This window comes from Nocardia cyriacigeorgica, from assembly GCF_010858045.1.
In the GTDB taxonomy this organism is placed as follows: domain Bacteria; phylum Actinomycetota; class Actinomycetes; order Mycobacteriales; family Mycobacteriaceae; genus Nocardia; species Nocardia cyriacigeorgica_E.
The window spans coordinates 87083-104853 of record NZ_JAAGVC010000018.1 but is presented as its reverse complement, the minus strand read 5'-3'; the positions used below and the strand labels follow the sequence as shown (position 1 = coordinate 104853).

Below are 17771 nucleotides of genomic sequence, written 5' to 3'. Positions count from 1 at the left end.
GTGCTCGACGGCGTCGAATTGCTCGAGCCCGCGGCCGCGGGCACCCCCGAACTGCTGCGCATCCACACCGCCGAGTACATCGACGCCGTCGAGCACGCCGTCGCGCCGCCCATGCCGCACGGCGAACCTCCGCTCGCGCCGCCGTTCGGCCTGGGCTCCGCCGACAATCCGGTGTTCCCCGGCATGCACCGGGCGGCCTCGGTGATCGTCGGCGGCACGCTGGCCGCGGCCCGCGCGATCGCCGAAGGCCGTACCCGCCGCGCGGTGAGCATCGGTGGTGGCATGCACCACGCGATGCCCGCCTCGGCGGCCGGGTTCTGCGTCTACAACGATGCGGCGGTGGCCATCTCGTGGCTGCTCGACCACGGTTTCGATCGCATCGCCTATCTCGATGTCGACGTTCACCACGGCGACGGCGTCCAGCGCGCGTTCTACGCCGACCCGCGAGTGCTCACGGTCTCGATCCACCAGCATCCGGCGACCTTGTGGCCCAACACCGGCTGGCCGGAGGAGAACGGTAGCGGGGCGGGTACGGGCACATCGATCAACCTGCCGGTACTGCCGGGTACCCGGGACCCGCAGTGGTTGCGTGGATTTCATGCGGTGGTGCCAGGGGCGGTGGCGGCGTTCCGGCCGCAGATCGTGGTCAGCCAGTGCGGGGTGGACAGCCACCGCGAAGATCCACTCGCCGACCTGGAACTGAGCGTGGACGGTCAGCGTGCGGCGTTCCTGGCCATGCGCGAGCTGGCCGACCGCTACGCCGAGGGTCGCTGGCTGGCGGTGGGTGGGGGCGGATACGGATTGGTCCGGGTGGTGCCGCGGGCCTGGACCCATCTGCTGGCCGCCGCGCTGGATCGCGACCTCGCACCCGAGACCGACATTCCGCAGGACTGGATCGATCTGGTGCAGGCTGCCGCACCACGGGTCGATCCACCGCGCACGATGAGCGACGGCGCCGATGTGTCGTTCCAGCGCTGGGACGGCCCCGGCGGGACCGCCGAAACCGGTGATGCCCGGACGGACCGAGCCCAACGCGCCATCGATACCGCCGTGCTGGCCACCCGCCGTGCGTGCTTCGGCCCGCTCGGCCTCGACCCGGAGGACCCCCGTGACTGAGATCGACACCCCGGACACCCCCGCGGTGCCGCCACCACCGCCGCAGCACTGGTTCGCCGATGTGCTGGCCTCCGACGGCGGTGTGGTGCGGCTGCGCCCGATCACACCCGACGACGCCGAACGGCTGCAGCAATTCCATGCCGCGCTATCGGATCGCACCAGGTACCTGCGCTATTTCGGGCCCTACCCGCGGATCTCGCCGAAAGACCTGTACCGCTCCACCCATGTCGATCATCACAATCGGGTCGGGCTGGTGGCCGAGCTGGGTGAGTCGATCATCGCGGTCGGGCGCTACGAACTGCTCGACCGCACCGGCCCGCGCGCCGCGGAGGTCGCGTTCGTGGTGGCCGATGGGCATCAGGGGCGCGGTCTCGGTTCGATTCTGCTCGAGCATCTGGCCGGCGCGGCCGCCGAGAACGAGATCGAGACATTCGTCGCGGAGGTGCTGGCCGAGAACACGGTGATGGTGACGGTGTTCCGGGAGGCCGGCTATCAGGTGGAGCGCAGCAGGGACGGTTCGGTGCTGCACCTGGAGTTCGCGATCGACCCGACCGAGGCGCTGTTGTCGGTACGTGATGCGCGCGAACGCGCTTCGGAGGCCCGCAGTGTGGGCAACCTGCTGACACCGCGCTCCATCGCCGTCATCGGCGCAACGCCGAGCGCCGGGCGCGTCGGTGGCGCGGTGCTGACCAACCTGCTCTCGGGAGCGTTCCAGGGTCCGGTGTTCCCGGTGAATCCGGCCCGTCGTTCGGTGCGGGGCGTGCACGCCTACGCGACGGTGCGCGAAATCCCCGATGAAGTGGATCTTGCGGTGGTGGCGGTGCCCGCGGAATCCATCGGATCGGTGCTCGACGACTGTATGGCCAAGGGCGTCAAGGGTTTGGTGGTGCTCACCGCCGGCTTCGGTGAGACCGGCGAGGCGGGGCTGGAGGCGGAGCGTGCGCTGGTCGCGGCCGCTCGCGGCCACGGTATGCGGGTGGTGGGGCCGAGCGCGCTCGGCATCGCCAACACCGATCCCGCGATCGCGCTCAACGCCACGTTGGCGCCGGTGTTGCCGGGACGGGGACGGATCGGATTCTTCTGTCAGTCCGGCCCCTTGGGGGCGGCGATTCTCGGTGAGGCCGCGGCACGCAATCTCGGGCTGTCCACGTTCGTCTCCGCGGGCAACCGTGCCGACGTGTCCGGCAACGACCTGTTGCAGTACTGGGACACCGACCCCGATACCGACGTGGTGTTGCTGTATCTGGAGAGTTTCGGTAACCCACGCAAGTTCTCCCGGATCGCGCGCCGGGTGGCACGGACCAAACCGATCGTCGCGGTCAGCAGCGGCCGGCTGGCGGCACGTGCCCAGCCTGCCGGTGACATGGACCGTTCGATCGTGCGGGACCTGTTCGCGCAGGCCGGAATCGTGCAGGTCGACTCTATTTCGGAGTTGTTCGACTGCGCCGCGCTGCTCGGCTATCAGCCACTCCCCGAGGGTTCCCGGTTGGCCGTGATCGGCAACAGCGCGGCGCTCGGCTGGCTGGCCGTGGATGCCGCCCGTGGTGAGGGTCTGGTGGCCGGTGAGCCGGTGGATCTGGGTCCGCAGGCCACCCCTGGCGAATATTTCGACGCGGTGCTCGCCCAATTGCGTAGCGCGGACGTGGATTCGGTGATCGTGGTCTTCGCCCCGCCGGTCCCGTTGCCGACCGGTGAGTTCGCCGCGGCGATCCGGTCCGCGTCGGAGGCCGTGCCGGAGGCGGGTAAACCGATCCTGACCACGTTCATCGCCGAGCAGGGTATTCCGAATCTGCTGGCGGTGCGGGGCGCGGGTGCCTCGGCGGTGCGCGGCTCGATCCCGTCGTATCCGGACCCCGAGCGGGCCGCACGGGCGTTGGCGCGGGTGCGCCGATACGCGGAATGGCGTGATCGCCCGCAGTCGGCGGTGGTGCGGCCCGACGGTATCGACAGTGTGCGCGCCACCGAGCTGGTCGCGGGGTGGATGGCCGAGTCCGGCGGACGCCGCCTGACCGACCTGGAGACAGTGGCGTTGCTGGAGTGCTACGGGATGTCGGTGGTGGAGTTCCGTGAGGTGCGCGATGCCGATGCCGCGGTGGCGGCCGCGGAGGAACTCGGCTATCCCGTAGCCGCCAAGGCCACCAGCGACGCCTGGCGGCGACGGCCCGATCTGAGCGGGGTGCGGTTGGATCTGTGGCGGCCGGAGGCGGTGCGTCAGGCGTATACGGATCTCGTTGCACTCAGCGGAGATCCGGCACTGCACATTCAGCGGATGGCGACCAAGGGAGTGGGGTGCGTGCTTCGGGTGCAGGACGACCCGTCGTTCGGCTCGGTGATCGAGTTCGGCTTGTCGGGGTTGATCATCGAAATGCTGGGGGACCGCGCCTATCGCGCGCTGCCGTTGTCACCGGATGAGGCCGCGGCGCTGATCGACGCGCCACGCGCGGCCCCGCTGCTGTCGGGAACGCCGGCCAGCCCGCGGGTGGACAAGGCGGCGCTGGTCGAATTGGCGCAACGCATTTCGGCGCTGTTCGACGATCTGCCCGAGATGCGGGAGCTGTATTTCGATCCGGTGCTGGCTTCGCCGACGTCGGCCGAAATCCTGTACGCGCGAGCCCGAATCGGTCCCCAGCCCAGCCGCTTCGATACCGGCCCGCGCAGGCTCGGTTGAACGCGATGCCCGTCGTGTGCGGGACTGCCGGCGCCCGGGTCGGGCGTCGGCGGCAGGCCGGCGGTTCGACGAGGCTCCACGGCGCGTCCTGCACCCCCCCGCCGGGTCGCCTACCACTAGGGCTGGGCCTGCGCGGTGACGTGCCGATCTGTCACCGCCGCCGCGGGTGTGGACCGCTGAACCGTGTGTCGTGGCTCGTCGGCTGGGAGTCGTCGGACCCCTGACCGGACGCGGCCGTTGAATACCGATCGGTGCGAGTTGAGGATGAAAGTGCCATCGTGCGCGAGTTCTCAGCGCTGGGATAGCCGCCCGCACAGACGCTTACGCCGACCGGCTCGCACGCTCCGGAGGGGGCGGGTACGTGCGGACACCGGTCGGCGTCGGGAAGGTGACCGTGGGTCACCGAGTATGGCTCGTGCCGGGAACACCGGCACGAGACGGATCAGCTGGCGTAGGCGCGCAGCCTGTCGGCGCGTTCGCCCTTGCGCAGCTTGGACATCACTTCGCGCTCTATCTGGCGGACCCGCTCACGCGAGAGTCCGAACAGCTTGCCGATCTGATCGAGGGTGCGCGGCTGGCCGTCGTCGAGGCCGAAACGCAACCGGATCACCTGCTGTTCGCGCTCGTCCAGCGTGGCCAGGACGCTGCGGACGTCGTGGTGCAGCAGACCGGCGATGACGGCGCTTTCGGCGGAGGTGGCCTCGGAATCCTCGATGAAATCGCCCAGCGGTGCTTCCTCGTCGTTGCCGACCGGCATGTCCAGGCTCACCGGATCGCGGCTGTGGTCGAGCAGATCGGCGATCTTCTCCACCGGGATGCCCGATTCGTTGGCCAGCTCGTCGTCGGTGGCCTCGCGGCCGAGCTGCTGGTGCAGTTCACGCTTGATCCTGGCGAGCTTGTTGACCTGCTCGACCAGGTGGACGGGAAGCCGGATGGTGCGGCTCTGGTCGGCCATGCCACGGGTGATGGCCTGGCGAATCCACCAGGTGGCGTAGGTGGAGAACTTGAAGCCCTTGGCGTAATCGAACTTCTCCATCGCGCGGATCAGCCCGAGGTTGCCTTCCTGGATGAGGTCCAGCAGGGGCATCCCGCGCCCGGTGTAGCGCTTGGCGAGGGACACGACCAGACGTAGGTTGGCTTCCAGCAGATGTGAGCGGGCGGCCTGGCCTTCGCGGACGATGATGGCCAGATCGCGCTTGCGGGAAGCCGACAATCGCTTGCCGGTCTCCAGCAGGTGCTGGGCATAGAGGCCCGCCTCGATGCGCTTGGCCAGCTCGACCTCGTCGGCCGCCGTGAGCAGCGCCGTACGGCCGATCCCGTTCAGGTACACGCGTACCAGGTCGGCGGCGGGGCTCTGGGCGTCGAGGTCCGAATCGCTGGCGCGCACTCGAGTGGTGGCGGGGCTTGTCATGACTTGCCTCCTGTCGGTGGTGTCTCACTCCGATCAACGGACCCGACATAGGGAAAGTTCCCTGACCGGGCGCGGGTAAACCGCTTCTGAACTGCGGTTTTCGCCACGTTCTGCTGAGAAGTTCCTGAGAACACCTCGCGACGGGAACGGCCATGCCCTGCGTCGGCCGATCCGGGCCTCCCGCTACCCGGGAAGGATCAGCCCGTGGCGTACCAGTCCGGCCACCACTGCGAGGGCCTCCGCCGCGAACTCGGGCGTGACGGTGTCGGATCCGTGAGCGATGGCGAGCAGCTCGATCAATTCATGCAACGGCAGACCGTCCGGTCGCATTCCCGCGACCAGGGAGATCGTGGTCTCGTCCACTTCGTGCTGCCAGCGCGGGCCGTCACCGCGATGCAGCCGTGCCACCCGCTGCTCCCAGCCCTGTGGCCCGGGCAGATAGACCCGCTCCAGTGCGGTCGCGGGGTCGACCCGGAAGCGGGCCGACCAGGCGAGGTCGTTGTCGGCGGCGACGGCGCGCAACCAGGCCGAACGTTCGAAGTAGCGGGTCGCTTCCGCGCCCAGCGGGTCATCGAACCCGTGGGTGAGGTCCTCGGCGAGCAACTCGGTGGGGCCGTCGATGGCACGCAGGTAGACGAATCCGAATCCGATGCCCTCGACCTCGGCGGCGGTGAAGGCTTCCAGCCACTGTTCGGCGCGCTGCTGGGCGTGCTGATCGCGCGGGTCCAGACCCGCGTCGCGCAGCCAGGTGCCCACGTAGAGGGCGGGATCGGCGACATCGCGCTGCACCACCCACGCGTCGACACCGTGCGCGGGCAGCCAGGAGGAGACGCGCTGGCGCCAATCCTCGCCGTCGATATGCACCCAGGCCGCCAGCATCGCCGCGGTGCCGCCCGGCGCGAGCAGCTGCGGTGCCTGAGAGATCACCAGCTCGCTGGCGCCGTCGAGGGCGAGGCCGGAATCACGGTAGGTGTGTTCGACGCGGGCCGGGCCGACCACGAACGGGGGATTGGCCACCACCTGGTCGAATCGGCGCCCGGCCACCGGCTCGAACCAGGAACCCGCCAGCAGCTCCACGTCCAGCTCGTTGAGCGCGGCGGTGGCCTCGGCCAGCCACAGCGCCCGCCGGTTGACGTCGGTGGCGGTGACGCGGCCCGCATAGGACGCGGCATGCACGGCCTGCACACCACAGCCGGTGCCCAGATCCAGCACCGAGCCCACCGGCTCGGTCGGCGTGGCCCGCAGCAGCGACAGCGACGCATGGCCGACACCGAGGACGTGGTCGGCGGTGAGCGTGCGCCTGCGCATCGAATCGTCCAGGTCGGACAGAATCCAGCGGGTGCCTGCACCTGTGTCGAGCGGACGCAGGTCCAGGGCCGCACGCACCTGATCGCCGTCGCGTTCCAGCAGGCCCGCCGCCACCGCCTGATCGAGCTCGACCGGCGCCAGCGCGGCGGCGACCTCGGCCTCGGGCAGCGCGTCACCGAGCAGCAGCAGGCGGATCAGCGTGCCGAGCTCACCGGCCGTCCGCGCGGCGCGGCGTACCGGCACCGGTTCGGAGCGGCCGAGGGCGGCGTGTGCGTCGTGGCCGAGGGCCTCCAGCAAGGTGTCGGCGTCGTAGCCGACCCGGATCAGCGCGGTGCGCAGGGCCGGGCACAGGGCGGTCAGCAGCGATCCCGTGGTGGTCGAACGATTCGTAGGCACATCGGTACTCTGCCACCGCGCCTGGTGGTGGCGGCCGCCACTACCCGCGCGGCCGGGTGCCCGGCTCAGCCGTCGATGGCGTTGTGCGGTCGCGATTCCAGCGCCGGACGTGGCCGATCCCAGCGGCTCGGCTCGTTCTTGTCCCGCGGCGGGCGGTCGTTGGCGATCAGGACCGCGATCCACGGCAGTGGAATCGAGGCGACGATGATCAGGATCGAGATCAGCGCATTGCTGAAGGCGCTGTAGGCGATCGCCGCCAGGATCAGCGCCGGAATGCGGAAGGACATGATCGTCAGATACCGGCGGACTCTGGCGCGGTGCTGATCCTCGAGCGACGGGGCGGCCTCGGTGATCAGGACCGGATGTTTGTCGTCTCCGGGGAAGTAGCCGGCAGAACGGCGGGGCCGGGGCGGCATCGGCGCGCCGGTCGGGTCGTCACGGCCGACGCTCTCGTCGGAAGAATCGCCGTGCTGCTGCATACCCCCGAGTCTTCCACTGTCCGCAGCGGGGCGCACACCCGGTGGTCACGACGCCTGCGACGGGATGCGGCATCATGGAAGGCGTGAGTACCGACACTCTGGTTCGCCCCGATACGACTACCGACGAGTCGACCGGCGATGACACCCCCAAGTTCTTCCACTACGTGAAGAAGGACAAGATCGCCGAAAGCGCGGTCATGGGCACCCATGTCGTCGCGCTGTGCGGTGAGGTGTTCCCGGTGACCCGTTCGCCGAAGCCCGGCTCGCCGGTGTGCCCGGAATGCAAGAAGGTCTACGAGCAGCTGCGTAAGGGCGACTGACCGCCATCGCACCCCGCACCTGCGGTCCGGTCAGCGTTCGGGCCCGGTGCGTGAGGGCTGCGCGCTGTCCAGCGGAGGCTGCTCGCGTGCCCGGCCGTCGGGTAGTTCCGGATCGGGCGGCTGCTGCGCCCACGCCGGTTCGATCCCGGCCGATGCGCCGACGGTTCCCGGCGCCGGTTCGGCAGGTTCGCCGCGGACCTGCTCGGCCAGCCAGGCCTTCACCTGTTCCACCCGGGTGGCCCGCGCGGGCCAGAACTCCTGCACGGTCGCGTTGAACTCCGCGCCGACGATGACGGCGAAGGCGAGGAAGAACGTGAACAGCAGGAACGCGATCGGCGTGGCCAGCGCGCCGTAGCTGACGCCCGTGCGGGTGACCCACCCCAGATACCGGCGCAGTCCCTCGCTGGCCGCCATGAAGAACACGCCGGCCACCAGCGCCCCGCCGAAGAGCCGGTGCCAGGGCAGCGAGGTGTGCAGGGCCAGCTTGTACAGCGTGGTCAGGCCCACGATCAACAGCAGGCCGACGCCCGGGTAGTAGAACGCGTCGATCAACCGCAGCCCCGGCTCGCGCCAGCCGTCGGGCAGGGCCCGTCCGATCAGCACCGGGCCCAGCGCGATCAGCGGCAGGATGAACACCGCCGCCACCAGGAACTGCACATACAGCAGCAGCGCGAAGATCCGTTGCCAGACCGGGTGCCTGGCATCCTGTTGGTCGTGGGCCTCCACGATCGCGTCGACGAAGGTGGCCATGGCCGAGGACCCTGCCCACAGCGAGAGCACGAAACCCACCGAGACGAACGCCGCGCGACCCTGGCCGAGCACATCGCGAACCGTGGGTTCGATGAGGTCGTGCACCACCGTCGGGTTGAACAGGTCGCGGCTGAAGGTGAGGATCTTGGACTCGACGATCTCGACGGTGTCGGGGCCGAACCATCCGCCCACATAGCCGAGGCTGCCGAGAACGCCGAGCAACAACGGTGCCAGCGACATCGTCTGCCAGAACGCCGCCGCCGCCGATTTGGCGAAGATCGAATCCTGCCAGGCCTTGACCGCGACCCTGGCCACCAATTTCCAGGTCTGCCGCCCCGCACGCGCCACGCCGGCACCCGCACGGCGCGCGAGGGCGGCCGCGCTCGCGCGAGTGCCTGACGGGTTGCTCATGGTGTGACAAGCATCGCGCACCCGTGCCACATCGGCCGGACGGGGCGGGCATCGTGTCGGCGGGCAACAGGTGAACCGCTGGTTACCCGGGTGAGCGTTGTGATGCCGGTCGCGCCCGTCGCGTCGGTTTGGCGACTCGCGGCCTCCGACCGTTAGTGTTGGCTTCCGTGACAGGTTCGGGTGGCGCCACTGCGGCGGGAGGAGCGCTACGCGCCTGGCAGCGGCGTGCGCTCACCAAATACCTTGCGACAAAACCACGTGACTTCCTCGCGGTCGCCACGCCGGGCGCGGGTAAGACCACTTTCGCCCTGCGGGTCGCCGCGGAGTTGCTGGCCGACCGTACCGTCGACCAGATCACCGTCGTCGCCCCCACCGAGCACCTCAAGCATCAGTGGGCGCAGTCGGCGGCGCGGGCCGGGATCGCGCTGGACTCGCGGTTCTCCAACAGCACCGGCGGCACCTCCGGTGACTATCACGGCGTGGTGGTCACCTATGCGCAGGTCGCCTCGCATCCGTCCAGGCATCGGGTGCGCACCGAGAATCGGCGCACGCTCGTGATCCTGGACGAGATCCACCATGCCGGCGACGCCAAGAGCTGGGGTGACGCCGTCGCCGAAGCCTTCGGCGACGCGACCCGCAGGCTGGCGCTGACCGGTACGCCGTTCCGCAGCGACGACAGCCAGATCCCGTTCGTCACCTACGAACCCGACGAGGGCGGATTCCCCCGTTCGCGCGCCGACCATTCCTACGGCTACGCCGAGGCCCTCGCCGACGGCGTCGTGCGCCCGGTGGTCTTCCTCGCCTACTCCGGCGAAGCGCATTGGCGCGACAGCGCGGGTGAGGAGTACTCCGCCCGCCTCGGTGAGCCGCTCAATGCCGAGCAGACCGCGCGGGCCTGGCGCACCGCCCTCGACCCGGCCGGTGACTGGATGTCGGCGGTGCTGCGGGCAGCCGACATGCGGCTCGGGCAGCTGCGCGCCTCCGGCATGCCCGACGCCGGCGGCCTGGTGATCGCGACCGATCAGGAGCGGGCTCGCGCCTACGCCGAACTGCTCGAACATCTCACCGGCACACCGCCGGTGCTGGTGCTGTCCGACGATCCGACCTCCTCGGCGCGCATCGGTGAGTTCAGTGCGGGCACCCAGCCGTGGATGGTCGCGGTGCGCATGGTGTCCGAAGGTGTCGACGTGCCGCGGCTCGCGGTCGGCGTGTACGCCACCAGCGCCTCCACACCGCTGTACTTCGCGCAGGCGATCGGGCGTTTCGTGCGTGCCCGCAGGCCAGGGGAGACCGCGAGCGTCTTCCTGCCGTCGGTTCCGGTGCTGCTGGACCTGGCCGCGCAGCTGGAGCTGCAGCGCGATCACGTCATCGGCAAGCCGCATCGGGAGAAGGACGGTCTCGACGACGAGCTGCTCATCGACGCCAACAAGCAGAAGGATGAGCCGGGCGAGGACGAGAAGCCCTTCGTCGCGCTGGCCGCCGACGCCGAACTGGATCAGGTGATCTACGACGGATCGTCCTTCGGCACCGCCACCTTCGCCGGTAGCGCCGAGGAAGCCGACTATCTCGGTATCCCGGGCCTGCTCGACGCCGAGCAGATGCGCGCGCTGCTGCGGGAACGTCAGGCTCGGCAGATCGCCGACCGGGCACCGGTGGCGACGGCCGAACCGGCGCCGCAGGCGGGTGGGGCGGCCGAGCGGGTCGCCACCGCCGACCGGCTCGGCGAATTGCGGCGCGAACTCAACAGCCTGGTGGCCATGCATCACCACCGGACCGGTAAACCGCACGGGGTGATCCACGGTGAGCTGCGCCGTCAGTGCGGTGGTCCGCCGACGGCGCTGGCCAGCGCCGAGCAGCTGGGTGAACGCATCGCCGCACTCCGGCGCATGTGAGGGCCTTGCGCGCAGCGAAGTGACCGCCTTGCGCCGCAGGGGATTCGGCGGCCGGTGTCGCTGATCAGCTCGTGGCGGCGGGTTCGGCGGCGGGCCAGGCCGCCATGGCCCGGTCGATCGAGCGCGTGAGTTCGTCGTGGCTCGCGCCGTCGCGGGCCTGCACCGACAGGCCGTAGAGCACAGTGGTGTAGAAGGTGGCCAGCCCGGCGGTATCGGTGCCAGCGGGCAGATCACCCTCGGTGACACCGCGGTCGAGCCGGGCTTCGATGTCGGCGCTGGTCTGCTTGCGCATGTCGATCAGGAATTCGCGCACCGACTCGGTGCGGGTGGTGTAGGTGGAGCCCGCGAGCACCACCATGCAGCCGTGCGGCTTGTCGGGGGCGGTGTAGGCCACGGCGTTGTCGCGCAGCATCGCCTCGATCGCGGCGCGCGCGGTGGGTTCCTCGCGCAGGGCGCGGGCGGTGAGTCCGCCCTCGGTGCGGCCGTAGAGCTCGATCGCCTCCCGGAACAGTGCCTCCTTACCGCCGAAGGCGGCGTACAGGCTGGGGGAGTTGATGCCCATGGCCGAGGTGAGGTCGGTCATGGACGCGCCCTCGTAGCCGTGCTCCCAGAACACCTCCATGGCGCGGCGCAACGCGACGTCGCGATCGAAAGCGCGTGGACGTCCTCGTTCGGCCATGCCGGACCCTTTCTGTGTCGATCATTAAATATACCTCTTGACGACGATCGGTCCGTGGGCTTAGCTATTTATGTACTGATCGACACATAAATGGAGGAAGCTCATGCCGGATCTGCACGGGACCGTGGCACTGGTGACCGGAGGCAGCCGCGGGATCGGCGCGGCCATCGCGCGGGAACTGGCCGCGGGTGGCGCCGATGTCGCCCTGACCTACCAGCACGCCGAAGAGCAGGCCAAGGGCGTGGTCGCCGACATCGAGGCACTCGGCCGCCGGGCCATCGCGGTGCAGGCCGACAGCGCCGACGCCGCCGCGGTGGTGGCCGCGGTACATCGCACCGCGGCCGAGCTGGGCGGGCTCGACATCCTGGTCAACAACGCGGGCATCTTCCCCAGCAAGCCGTACCAGGAATTCACGATCGAGGAGATCGACCGCGCGTTGAACGTGCACGCGCGCGCCGCGTTCGTCGCCGGTCAGGCGGCGCTCGAGCATATGGGCGAAGGCGGCCGCATCATCAGCATCGGCTCCAACCTCTCCGAGCGTGCGCTGTTCGGCGGGCTGAGCCTGTACAACCTGAGCAAATCCGCCCTCAATGGCTACACCAAAGCCCTTGCCCGCGAACTGGGTCCGCGCGGCATCACCGTCAACCTGGTGCAGCCGGGCTCCACCGACACCGATATGAACCCCGCCGACGGTGCGCACGCACCCGACCAGCTCGCCCACAGCGCACTCGGCCGATTCGGTGCCGCCGAGGACATCGCCGCCACCGTCGCCTTCCTGGCCGGCCCGGCCGGTCGCGCCATCTCCGGTTCGTTCCTCACCGTCGACGGCGGCACCAACGCCTGATCACTCGGCGAAATACCGCCCCGGTGGCACCCCGACGACGCGGCGGAAGGCGGCCACATAGGCGCTGGTGGTGCGGTAGCCGACCCGTCCGGCGATCCGGGAGACCGGCAGGCCGTCGGCCAGCAGCGGTAACGAGGCGGCCAGCCGGATCTGAGTGCGCCACTGGCCGAAGGTCATTCCGGTCTCGGCGTTGAACGCGCGGGCCAGGGTGCGGGCGCTGGTGGCGACGTCAGCAGCGAATTCGTCGAGGGTGCGGGCATCGGCGGGGTCGCCCAGCAGCGCGGTGGCGACCTCGGCGGCACGCGGATCCCGTGGTGGTGTCGCGCCGACCGCGTCGTCGGCAACACCCACGTGCCGCGCGGGGTCTGCACGGTCACCACACCGTGTGCGGCCCAGGCGATCTGGTGCTGCGGGTGCTGGTGCGGCGGAAACCAGTGCCCGCGTGGCAACGTCCCCGCCCCGACCACCATGGCCGTCGCGCCGGTCGCGGCAGGCATCATCAACGGTTGTCCGTCTTGCGACACAGATTGTCACCGTAGCCGGTCGTGGCCGCGGGCAGTGGTTCCTACCGTGAGGGCATGGCTATGAACCTCGTGCATCGCATGCTGTGCCGGTCCGCGCTGTGGGAGCGGACCAGCGCGACCAAGATCGTGCCGTGGGCGTTGTCCGGCCTCGAACTCGGTGGCGACACCCTCGAGATCGGGCCCGGCTACGGCGCGAATGTGAACGCTCTGCTCGCCCGCACGCGCGCGCTGACCGGTGTCGAGATCGATCCGGAGCTCGCCGATCGGCTGCGCGGACGGCACGGCGCCGCGATGACGGTGATCACCGCAGACGGCGCCGCTATGCCGTTACCGGACAACGGTTTCGACGCCGTCGTCTGTTTCACCATGCTGCATCACGTACCGACGGCCGATCAGCAGGACGCCGTATTCGCCGAGGCGTTGCGGGTTCTGCGGCCGGGCGGGGTGTTCGCCGGCAGTGATGGCCTCGACAGCCGCGCGTTCCGGCTGATCCACCTCGGCGACACCTGCGTTCCGGTGCCACCGGAAACGGCGGCGCGCCGCCTCGCTCGCATCGGGTTCACCGACGTCGAGATCGATACCGCGGCGAGCAGTTTCCGGTTCCGCGCACGCAAGCCCGTCTGACACCGGTGACGCCTGTCCGGATCCGCGGTGGCGGCCGGCCGTCGCGGGGTTCAGCCCGGTACCGCGAACCATCCGACCGGGTCGAGGGTGTTGAGCGGGATCCAGCGTGCCGGTTCCACGGTGGCCTCCGCGCCGGGCGGTGCGGCGGCTGCGGTGAAGTAGCCCTGGATTTCCAGGGCCAGCCGCGGTGTTTCGTCGACGCGGCGGGCCATGTCGTAGAGCACGGCCAGCACGTGCACGCACCGGTCGGTGCGGGCGGAGCAGGAACAGTCGACGGCTACCAGGGTGGGGGCCGGCGTGGTGTCGGCGTCGATGAGGCCGCGGTGCATTTCGTCGGTGAGCGTCACCGGGTCGGGGCCGATGATCGTGGCGATCGCATCGATAGCCGGCCGCGGCATCGGGGCCACCTCGAGGTGTGCCACCGAGGCCTGCCCGCCCCGGTGGATGTGCGCGCTGACGATCCGGCCGGTGACGGTGGCCTGTACGCCGTGGTTGCGGGCGATGCTGCGCGCTCGCGGCAGCAGTGGATCGGGGCGGGTCTGGCGCAGTGGTTCGGCGAGGCGCACCCAGTCCATGCCCCAGCGGGTGTAACCGAATTCGTTGTCGCCCATCAGTTCTCCCGTTTGCGGCGCAGGATCTCGATCAGCTGGTCGTCGTCCAGGCGGGCCAGTTCGGCGATGCCTGCCGCGTCACCGAGATCGGTGAGGGCCGACTTGCGTTGTTGCATGGTGGCGATGTGTTCCTCGACGGTAGTGCCCGAGGTGAGCGTGGTGACGGTGACGGTGCGGGTCTGCCCGATCCGGTGCGCCCGGTCCGAGGCCTGAGCCTCCACCGCCGGGTTCCACCAGCGATCGAAATGGATGACGTCGGCGGCGCGGGTGAGGGTGAGTCCGGTGCCGGCCGCGCGCAGGCTCAGGATGAGCACTGGCGGCCCGTCGGCGGCCTGGAAATCGCTGACGATCTGGGCGCGCTCGGCCTGATTCAGCCCGCCGTGGAAGAACGGCGCGCGCACCCCGAATTGGTCGGCGAAATGCTGTACGAGCAGCTCACCGGTCTTGCGGTACTGGGTGAACACCAGCGTCGGCGCACCGAGATCGAGGTTGTTGGCCACGATATCGGTGCACAGGTCGAGCTTGCCGGATCGGCCGACCAGCTCGTCGAGCTCACCGGTGATCAGGCCCGGGTGATTGCACACCTGTTTGAGGCCGGTCAGCGCGGCCAGGACCCGGCTCTGGCGTTGGGCGCCGTGGCCGAAGCCGTCATCGATGGCGCGGTCGAGCAGCTGATCGTAGAGCCGTTCCTGTTCGGCGGTGAGATCGCAGAGCAGATCGGAGTGGATCTTGGCCGGTAGGGACGCGGCGACCTGATCCTTGCGGCGGGCCAGCACCACCGGCTCGATCGCCTCACGCAATCGCGCCGCCGCGGTCGCCGAACCTTCTTGGATGGGCCGGGCGAAGCGTCGCCGGAACTGGGTGCGATGCCCGAAAAGCCGCGGCGCGACCAGATTCAGCAATGCCCACAGTTCCTCGAGGTGGTTCTCCACCGGGGTTCCGGTCAACGCCACGGTCGCGGCGGCGTCGATGGACCGGGCGGCCTTGGACACCTGGGTGCGCGGATTCTTCAAGGCCTGTGCCTCGTCGAACACGGCGGTGGCCCAGCGGGTCTCGCGCAGGCCGGCGCCGTGCAGGCGCAAGATCGGGTACCCGGTGACGATGATCGTGCCCGGTTCGGCGTCGCATTCTCCGCCGCGCCAGGGGAGCGGTCGCAGGCCCGGCGCGAACCGCTGGATCTCGTGCACCCAGTTGCCCACCAGCGAGGTCGGGCATACCACCAGCTGCGGACCTTCGGTCGCGCGGCCGAGCAGGAAACCGATCGTCTGCACGGTCTTGCCGAGACCCATGTCGTCGGCGAGCACCGCGCCGCCGTGCTCGGCGACCGCCGCGCGCAGCCAGCTCACCCCACGGGCCTGATAGGGGCGCAGATCGGCCTTCAGCGTGTCACGGAGTTCGGCCGCGACCGCCCTGGTGGTGGCGAACGCGCCGCGTGCGTAATGGGCGGAGAGCATGGCGGTGCCGGTGGCGTTCGGTACCGCGTGCGCGGCGGGCGGCAGCGATATCTCCGCGGCGGGCAGATCATCGGCGAGGGCGTGGCGCCAGGCCCGCACCGAGGCGTCCGGCTCGGGGACGTCGGCCGCGGCGAACTCCTCGGGTTCGAGCAACGTGCAGTCGACGTCGGTGATGTCGACCGTCGCGCTGCCCACCGCGGCCTGCGCCGCGGTACCGGTCGGGACGGCGAGGGCTAGCACCGCCGGTACGCCGAGCTCGCGCGGCGGACGTCCCGGACCGTGACCGGTCCACGTCCACATCGCGAACATGTTCCGGTCGGGCAGATAGGTGGCCTGTGTGCTGGGCAGAGCGGACCCCTCAAATCGTCGTATGGTGTACGGAGTAATCTGGTAACGCACACCGTAGCGGAATTGTTCCGCCGTTGGCACAAGGAGTTCGATGGCCGACCGTCCGTCACCGGCGCCTGCCGATCAGGCGGGGCAGCTGCTGGCCCTGCTGTGGCGTCACGAGCTGCCGCTCCGCCCTGGCGGTCGCGGTCCCAAACAGGCCGTCAGCGTCGACGAGGTGGTGCGTACGGCCATCGCACTGGCCGACCGGGATGGGCTGGCGAAACTGTCGGTGCGCGCGGTGGCCGCCGAGCTGGGGCTGCGCCCGATGAGCCTCTACACGTATGTGCCGAGCATGCGGGCGTTGACCGTGTTGATGGTCGACGCGGTCGCCGTCGATGACGAACCGCTGCTCACCGATGCACCACCCCGCACGCGCTTGGCCGCGGTGGCGCGGCAGGTGCGCGCCGAGGTGATCGCGCATCCGTGGCTGCTGGAGGTCTCACCGTGGCGGATGGTGCTCGGGCCGGGGCGGATGCGCCGGTACGAACGGCAGCTCGCCGCGGTGGCCGGGCTCGGGCTGACCGACGTAGAGATGGATCGGGTGGTCGCGGTGCTGACCGAATTCGCCACCGGCAATGCCCGCATGGCCGTCGCCGCGGCGCGGGAGGCCGCCGAGATGAGCGATGCGCGGTGGTGGGAGGTGCACGGACCGCTGCTGACGCAGGTCATGCCCGCGCACGAGTTCCCGCGCGCCGGGCGGGTGGGTGCGGCGGTGGGGGAGCTGTACCAGGCGCCTGCCGATCCCGACGGCGCCTTCGAGTTCGGGCTGGCGGCGTTGCTGGATGGGATCCTTGCTGATGGCTGATGGCTGATGGCTGATGGCTGATGGCTGATGGCTGATGGCTGATGGCTGACGGCTGACGGCTCACTGGAGCACTGCGGCTGCGGTCCGGCTTTCGCCGGTGCTCGAGCGGCGGTGGGCCGCGGGGCCGGCTGCGGCCGGATCGCTGGCGAGTGCCCCCAGGACGCAGCACAGCGGGCGACCCTCGGGTCGCCCGCTGTGGTGTACGCGGTATCCGGTTGTTCGATGCTGTTGTGTCGGACGCGAGGAGCGGTCAGAGGGCGGGAGCCGATTCCGTGTCGATCACGGCGTCGAGCTCACGCAGCCTGTCCATGTGTTCATTCGCGTGGTGCTGGCAGAAGAGCAACTCTCCACCTGCGGGCAGAACGGCACGCACTCGGGCAGCCGCCCCGCAGCGGTCGCAACGATCGACCGCGGTCAGTGGGGTGCTTGTCAGGGTTCCTGGCATGACTCCTCCGTCCTGGCTCCCGGCACACAGACCGTTCACCTGGTGTGGGGCCCGTGGTCACTCCGCGGGCTCGCTACCGCTACTTCCCAGCAGTGGTATGACTACTCTGTCAGACGTTCGGGACGGGGGCTTTGTTCCCGCAAGCGAATCGATGTGTTTTCCCTAACACGACCAGTGCTTTTCGCTGTGCGCGAACGACACCTGCCAGGGGTGGGAAAGCCACTCGAATCACCGACTCGAACAGGCCGATCCAGTTGTCTACCGGGAGATTACCCGTGACCTATGACACTCACACTCTGGTTCACCTGTGCACCGGGACGGAATGGCTGGCCGCCCGGACCAGTGGTGCGCGTCGGCCGCCTTCGCTCGACGCCGAGGGCTTCGTGCATCTGTCCACGCCGCAGCAGGTGCACCTGCCCGCCAACCGCCTCTTCGCCGGACGGCGCGACCTGGTGCTGCTGCGGCTGGATCCGGCCCGGCTCGGCTCGCCCGTGCGCTGGGAGCCGGGCGTGCCGTCCGACGATCCCGGCATGCTGTTCCCGCACCTGTACGGCCCGTTGCCCGCCGCCGCGGTCATAGCGGTCGAGGATTACCGGCCAGGCGCGGACGGGACCTTCGCCGAGCTCGACCACTGACAGCCGCCG

General features: G+C 69.8%; 17 protein-coding genes. 8 read left to right on the top strand and 9 right to left on the bottom strand.

Annotated elements, in window-relative coordinates; all coding sequences use genetic code 11:
- Positions 1-1116, top strand: a 1116-nt coding sequence (locus GV790_RS31195) for an acetoin utilization protein AcuC (RefSeq protein WP_163814389.1), incomplete at its 5' end; no start/stop codon positions are given.
- Positions 1109-3784, top strand: a complete 2676-nt coding sequence (locus GV790_RS17425; RefSeq protein WP_163814388.1) for a bifunctional acetate--CoA ligase family protein/GNAT family N-acetyltransferase — start codon at positions 1109-1111, stop codon at positions 3782-3784. The genes GV790_RS31195 and GV790_RS17425, both read left to right, overlap by 8 nt.
- A 442-nt stretch (positions 3785-4226) precedes the next feature.
- On the opposite strand, the gene GV790_RS17420 is transcribed toward GV790_RS17425, so the two are convergent.
- From GV790_RS17420 to GV790_RS17410, 3 genes are all read right to left on the bottom strand, one after another.
- On the bottom strand, positions 4227-5195 hold the full coding sequence (locus GV790_RS17420) for a sigma-70 family RNA polymerase sigma factor (RefSeq protein ID WP_163814387.1): 969 nt from the start codon (positions 5193-5195) through the stop codon (positions 4227-4229).
- Positions 5196-5378: 183 nt separating this feature from the next.
- Complete coding sequence (locus GV790_RS17415; RefSeq protein WP_163814386.1) at positions 5379-6899, bottom strand: DUF7782 domain-containing protein; 1521 nt, start codon at positions 6897-6899, stop codon at positions 5379-5381.
- Positions 6900-6964: 65 nt separating this feature from the next.
- Positions 6965-7315 (bottom strand): DUF3099 domain-containing protein, encoded by a 351-nt coding sequence (locus tag GV790_RS17410; RefSeq protein ID WP_138455166.1) that lies wholly within the window; start codon positions 7313-7315, stop codon positions 6965-6967.
- 146 nt (positions 7316-7461) lie between these two features.
- On the opposite strand from GV790_RS17410, the gene GV790_RS17405 reads away from it, so the two are divergent.
- Positions 7462-7698, top strand: a complete 237-nt coding sequence (locus tag GV790_RS17405) for a DUF3039 domain-containing protein (protein WP_036538019.1) — start codon at positions 7462-7464, stop codon at positions 7696-7698.
- Between the two features lie 30 nt (positions 7699-7728).
- On the opposite strand, the gene GV790_RS17400 is transcribed toward GV790_RS17405, so the two are convergent.
- Positions 7729-8859, bottom strand: coding sequence for a YihY/virulence factor BrkB family protein (locus GV790_RS17400; protein ID WP_163814385.1), 1131 nt, complete (start codon positions 8857-8859; stop codon positions 7729-7731).
- A gap of 167 nt (positions 8860-9026) precedes the next feature.
- Between GV790_RS17400 and GV790_RS17395 the strand changes: the two genes are divergently transcribed.
- A complete protein-coding gene (locus GV790_RS17395; RefSeq protein ID WP_175585927.1) occupies positions 9027-10751 on the top strand; it encodes a DEAD/DEAH box helicase in 1725 nt (574 codons plus the stop codon).
- Between the two features lie 64 nt (positions 10752-10815).
- Here GV790_RS17395 and GV790_RS17390 read toward each other — a convergent pair whose 3' ends face one another.
- Positions 10816-11430, bottom strand: a complete 615-nt coding sequence (locus tag GV790_RS17390) for a TetR/AcrR family transcriptional regulator (protein ID WP_163814383.1) — start codon at positions 11428-11430, stop codon at positions 10816-10818.
- 103 nt (positions 11431-11533) lie between these two features.
- Between GV790_RS17390 and GV790_RS17385 the strand changes: the two genes are divergently transcribed.
- Positions 11534-12274, top strand: a complete 741-nt coding sequence (locus GV790_RS17385) for an SDR family NAD(P)-dependent oxidoreductase (RefSeq protein ID WP_163814382.1) — start codon at positions 11534-11536, stop codon at positions 12272-12274.
- Here the strand turns inward: GV790_RS17385 and GV790_RS31770 are convergent, their stop codons facing one another.
- On the bottom strand, positions 12275-12625 hold the full coding sequence (locus tag GV790_RS31770; protein WP_280213805.1) for a helix-turn-helix domain-containing protein: 351 nt from the start codon (positions 12623-12625) through the stop codon (positions 12275-12277).
- Positions 12626-12852: 227 nt separating this feature from the next.
- Between GV790_RS31770 and GV790_RS17375 the strand changes: the two genes are divergently transcribed.
- Entirely contained in the window at positions 12853-13422 is a 570-nt protein-coding gene (locus tag GV790_RS17375; protein ID WP_175585926.1) for a class I SAM-dependent methyltransferase, read from the top strand.
- Positions 13423-13472: 50 nt separating this feature from the next.
- On the opposite strand, the gene GV790_RS17370 is transcribed toward GV790_RS17375, so the two are convergent.
- Both GV790_RS17370 and GV790_RS17365 read right to left on the bottom strand, forming a co-directional pair.
- Entirely contained in the window at positions 13473-14033 is a 561-nt protein-coding gene (locus tag GV790_RS17370) for a hypothetical protein (protein WP_163814381.1), read from the bottom strand.
- Positions 14033-15796 carry a DEAD/DEAH box helicase gene (locus tag GV790_RS17365; protein WP_163814380.1) on the bottom strand — a complete coding sequence of 588 codons (1764 nt, stop codon included), beginning with the start codon at positions 15794-15796 and terminating at the stop codon, positions 14033-14035. Before GV790_RS17365 ends, GV790_RS17370 begins: the two co-directional genes overlap by 1 nt.
- Before the next feature lie 130 nt (positions 15797-15926).
- On the opposite strand from GV790_RS17365, the gene GV790_RS17360 reads away from it, so the two are divergent.
- Positions 15927-16682 carry a TetR/AcrR family transcriptional regulator gene (locus GV790_RS17360; RefSeq protein ID WP_163814379.1) on the top strand — a complete coding sequence of 252 codons (756 nt, stop codon included), beginning with the start codon at positions 15927-15929 and terminating at the stop codon, positions 16680-16682.
- 250 nt (positions 16683-16932) lie between these two features.
- On the opposite strand, the gene GV790_RS31185 is transcribed toward GV790_RS17360, so the two are convergent.
- Positions 16933-17127: a DUF7455 domain-containing protein gene (locus GV790_RS31185; RefSeq protein ID WP_036538000.1), complete on the bottom strand. Its 195-nt coding sequence runs from the start codon at positions 17125-17127 to the stop codon at positions 16933-16935.
- 275 nt (positions 17128-17402) lie between these two features.
- Between GV790_RS31185 and GV790_RS17350 the strand changes: the two genes are divergently transcribed.
- Positions 17403-17762, top strand: coding sequence for a DUF952 domain-containing protein (locus GV790_RS17350; RefSeq protein ID WP_163814378.1), 360 nt, complete (start codon positions 17403-17405; stop codon positions 17760-17762).
- Positions 17763-17771 lie beyond the last annotated feature (9 nt).